General features: G+C 61.2%; 3 protein-coding genes and 1 pseudogene. All 4 read right to left on the bottom strand.

The window, feature by feature from the left end; translation table 11 throughout:
• The coding region (locus NUW23_03730; protein MCR4425287.1) for a ribonuclease J at positions 1-494 on the bottom strand (494 nt) is incomplete at its 3' end.
• 239 nt (positions 495-733) lie between these two features.
• On the bottom strand, positions 734-1,639 hold the full coding sequence (dapA, locus tag NUW23_03725; protein ID MCR4425286.1) for a 4-hydroxy-tetrahydrodipicolinate synthase: 906 nt from the start codon (positions 1,637-1,639) through the stop codon (positions 734-736).
• A gap of 15 nt (positions 1,640-1,654) precedes the next feature.
• Entirely contained in the window at positions 1,655-2,872 is a 1,218-nt protein-coding gene (gene dapG, locus NUW23_03720) for an aspartate kinase (GenBank protein MCR4425285.1), read from the bottom strand.
• 6 nt (positions 2,873-2,878) lie between these two features.
• Positions 2,879-3,843, bottom strand: a pseudogene (locus tag NUW23_03715) (aspartate-semialdehyde dehydrogenase).

Below are 3,843 nucleotides of genomic sequence, written 5' to 3'. Positions count from 1 at the left end.
CGCTCACCTATCTCGGCAAACCGTCGCAAGTCCATGACGTGGCCATCTATGGGCGTCTGATCGAACTTGAAGTCCGCAGTGTGGAGGATGGTCCCCGCAGGCGTCTCGATGGCCAGGGCCACCACGTCTGCTATGCTGTGGCTCACGTGGATGAATTCCACGCCGAACTTCCCGATCTGGATGTGGTCCCCAGCGGCGACTACGTGGCCCCTGGAGTTCAATCTGAGGTCGTGCTCGCGCAGCTTGAGGTCGACAAGGGCCAGCGTGAGCTTGGTCCCGTAAACCGGGACTGGTAGACGCTTCAGAACATATGGCAGAGCACCTATGTGGTCTTCGTGCCCGTGTGTCAGCACAATCGCCCTGACGCGGTTACGATTCTCCTCGAGATAGGCGATGTCCGGGATCACCAAGTCCACCCCGAACATGTCCTCGTCAGGGAACATGACCCCGCAGTCGATCACGATGATGTCCTCATCGTACTCCACCACCAGCATGTTCTTGCCTATTTCGCCTATTCCCCCCAGGGGTATCAGACGCGCGCGACCGCTTTTCGTTTCTGCCACCGCCTGAGCTTGCACCTCGCACCCAATAATGCCCTGAAAACGTCTCAGATTATACACCGGGAGGGAGAGCGAATCAACCCGCAGTGCGCCGTCGCGCCTTCGCGCCGTCGCGGTTCTCCATCGCCCTTTCGGCAGATGCCGTGTCTATCCTCAGGTGCTCGAAAGCACAGTCAAGCTGACGCCTTCAACAGCCCCAGGGATTCCATTACCTTCCTGATCGCCGCACGCTCCGAATCGGATGCCTCAACCAGTGGAGGCCTGAGCGGACCGGCGTCGAGGCCCGACATGGAGAGGGCGGCCTTGATCGGGATAGGATTGGTCGTCACGAATATCACCCGGAAGAGGGGCAGGAGTCTCCTGTGCAGTGATGCGGCTCTCTGCACGTCTCCTGAGACGAACGCCCCCACCATCTCCTGGATCTCTCTGCCCGCCACATGTCCCGCGACGCTCACAATGCCATCGCCTCCCACCGACATGAGGGGGATGGTCATGTTATCGTCGCCGCTATAGATCGCGAACCCCTCTGGGCTCTTGGACCTGATTTCGGCCACCTGTTCGAGGTTCCCGGACGCTTCCTTGACCGCCACTATGTTGGGATAGTCACACGCAAGCTTGGCCATGGTCTCTCCGGACACGTTAACCGACGTCCTGCCGGGCACGTTGTACACCATGATAGGCAGGGACGTGGACTCCGCCACCATCGCGAAATGGCGGTAAAGGCCCGCCTGAGGCGGTTTGTTGTAATACGGCGCTACTAGCATCACTCCGTCGACGCCGACCGCCTCCGCCTCGCGGGTAATCTCGATACTGGCCTTGGTGTCGTTGGTTCCCGTCCCCGCGACCACACATGCCCTGTCTCCCACCTCATCGAGGACAGCCTGGAACAGGCCAAGCTTCTCTTCGTGGGTCAGCGTGGGTGATTCCCCGGTGGTCCCCGCCACCACGATGCCATCGGATCCGGAATCCACAAGATGCCGGGCAAGGACCCTGGACTTCTCGTAGTCGACCGCGAGATCGGGCTTGAAGGGAGTCACCATCGCCGTGAAGACTCGCACCAATCTGCCGTTCTTCTTCAACTCAATCTCCCCCCATCATCTTGCGAGTTCGAACTCATCATGAAGCGCCCTGGCCGCGCGCTCCATGTCCGATCCTAGCACAAGACAGGATATGGAGTTGTGGGAGTCCGAGGTCTGCAGGATGCGGACGCCGGCGTTGTGGAGCGCCCTCACCACTCTGGACATCACCCCAGGGACTCCACGCATCGCGCCACCCACTATGGAAACCTTCGCGCACCCCGGGTTGGACACCGCGTGCAGCCCGAGGTCCTCGAGTATCCGGCGAGCCCTCGGGACCTCTCGCTCTCCTATTATGAAGGCTATCCTCTCAGGGAACACGTTGATCATGTCCACGCTTATGTGGTCACGAGCCAAAGCACTGAAGACATCCAGGACTAGGCCTGTGCTGTTGAAGTCTGCCTGGTCAATGAGGATCTGGGCAACGCCGGGCATGTGGGTCACCGCTGACACCAGACGGTCGGCCACAGGGACCGCGGCAGCCCTGCGCCCGGTATCGGTCACTAGGGTCCCAGGCGAATCTGAGAAGGTGCTCTTGATGGCGAGGGGTATCCGTGCCTGCATCGCGATTTCGACGGCGCGAGGGTGGACTACTTTCGCCCCGAGGTTCGCCATCTCCACCAGGTCGCGGTAGGAGACTGTCTCCTGGAATCGGGCATCTGGCACAACCCTGGGGTCTGCAGTCATGACACCGTCGACATCCGTGTAGATCTCAATGAGCTCCGCGGACAGCGCGGCGCCTAGCGCAGAGGCCGTGGTGTCGCTCCCGCCCCGTCCGAGTGTAGTGACGTCCCCGCCCTCTGTGACCCCTTGAAACCCAGCTACCACCGCCACCTTTCCCGAATTGAGGACCTCTAGGATGCGGGTAGGGTCAACCTTCCTTATCCGTGCGTCTCCGAAATTATCATCTGTCAGTATGCCCGCCTGTGGCCCGGTAAGTGATACCGCCGGACACCCCGCCGCCGTCAGAGCCGAGACCAGGACCACTGATGCGATAACCTCACCGCACGAGGCGATCGCGTCCCGCTCCCTGGGATCGAGCTCGGGATTGGCACGTTGCCCCAGGTCGAGAAGAGCGTCTGTGGAGTAAGGCGCGGGCCTGCGGCCCATCGCCGAGACCACCACGACGACATCCTTTCCCTGCCTACGAGCCTCCAGAATCCTTGACACAACTCTCGCACAGTCCTCTTCAGTCGCAACAGACGTTCCACCGAACTTCTGAACCAGGATGCTCAACACCAGTCACCTCTCGCCTTCCTGAAGAGCCAGGGCTATTTGAACCGCGTTGGAGGCGGCGCCCTTTCGTAGCTGATCCCCAACTACCCACATCCACAGAGCGTTAGGGGCTGACGGGTCTTCCCGCACTCGCCCTACCTGCACTGGGTCACGTCCGGACGTGTTGATGGGCATCGGGTACTTGTAGGTCTCGGGGTCATCGACAAGTTCGACCCCAGGAGCCTCCGAGAGGATCCTCTTCACCTCATTGATGGGAGCGTGCACCCGGGTCTGGAAGTTGATGGACTCTGAATGGGACCTGAACACTGGCACACGCACCGTGGTGGCTGAGATGCGGATCGAGTCGTCGCCCAGAATCTTCCGGGTCTCGTTCACCATCTTCACTTCCTCCCTGGTGTATCCGTCCGGAAGGAAGACATCCACCTGCGGGATGAGGTTGAAAGCGATCTGGTGGTGGACCTGGGCCGCACGAAACGGCAAGACAGAGGGCTCGGGCTGCTCGCCCGCGAGAACCGCTCTGGTTTCGGTCTCCAGAGCCTCCATGGCAGCGTGTCCCGCCCCGGACACAGCCTGGTAAGTCGAGACCACCACCCTCTCGAGCCCGAACGCGCGGTAGATCGGGGCAAGGGCCACGACCATGATGATGGTGGAGCAGTTCGGGTTGGCAATTATCCCTGAGTGGTTCCGGGCTGCGTCCATATTGATCTCCGGAACGACGAGGGGAACGGACGGCTCCATCCGAAACGCGCTGGAGTTGTCGATCACCACGGCCCCGCGTCGGACAGCCTCGGGGGCGAGGGCTCGGCTGACCGATGCGCCTGCGCTGAAGAACGCAACATCCACCCCGGAGAACAGCTCGGGGGAAGCTTCCTTCACTGTCACCTCCCCACCCGGCGTCTTGAGGACGGTCCCAGCGGACCTTGACGAAGACATTGCAATGACGTCGCCGACCGGAAGCCCGAGTTCGAACA

It is taken from the genome of Bacillota bacterium (genome assembly GCA_024655925.1).
Taxonomy (GTDB): domain Bacteria; phylum Bacillota; class DTU025; order DTU025; family JANLFS01; genus JANLFS01.
The sequence above is the reverse complement of the archived record's forward strand: the minus strand, read 5'-3'. Positions and strand labels throughout refer to the sequence as shown.